Source organism: Streptomyces sp. SID3343, assembly GCF_009865215.1.
Lineage (GTDB): Bacteria > Actinomycetota > Actinomycetes > Streptomycetales > Streptomycetaceae > Embleya.
Window position 1 is genome coordinate 1 of record NZ_WWJX01001283.1, and the last position, 604, is coordinate 604.

The window sequence follows — 604 nt, forward strand, 5'->3', positions numbered from 1 at the left end:
CCCGCCCGGCGCGCGGGGACTTCACCCAAAAGATGCGAACGCGCCCGCCTGAAAGATGTTTTCGGACGTGAACTCGCCAGCGGATCTCGCCATGACCAAATGTCAGTGGGTTCAGCGTTTGATGCGGCCTCGGATGGCGAGGGCTGCGAGGCCCAGGAGGACGGGTTCGAGGAAGCGGGACGTCATCTCGATGTAGGTGCCCGCGGTGGTGAGGTTCTGGCCGCTGGAGCGGAAGACCAGGGAGTTCAGGACGACCCGGGTTGCCTTCTCGGCGCGCTTGCCGGTCAGCCGTTCGTGGGGTGGGCCGGTCAGCTCCGGGTCGGGGGTGTCGACGGTGAGGCGTACGTCCTGTCCGGGGGTGACCTGTTTCCCGACGACCTGGGGTTTGGGGTCGTCGGTGGGCAGCCCCCAGAGCATCATCGCGAGCACCGTGGCGGTCATGGCGAGACCGAGCCAGGTCAGGGCGCGGGTAGCGCGGAGGCCGTAGCCGGACAGGGCCCAGTAGGCCGTGATCAGGGCGCGTTCACCGGCGGGACGTTTGTGGTCGTGGCGGTGCATCTCGCACTCGCCGTAGTAGAAGTCGGCGGCGTCGGGTTCGTTCTTG

1 pseudogene is annotated in these 604 nt (G+C 67.5%); it reads right to left on the reverse strand.

The annotated features are described in order from the left end of the window. Positions 1 to 111: 111 nt before the first annotated feature. Positions 112 to 604: pseudogene (locus tag GT354_RS40230) on the reverse strand (hypothetical protein); the annotation flags it as partial.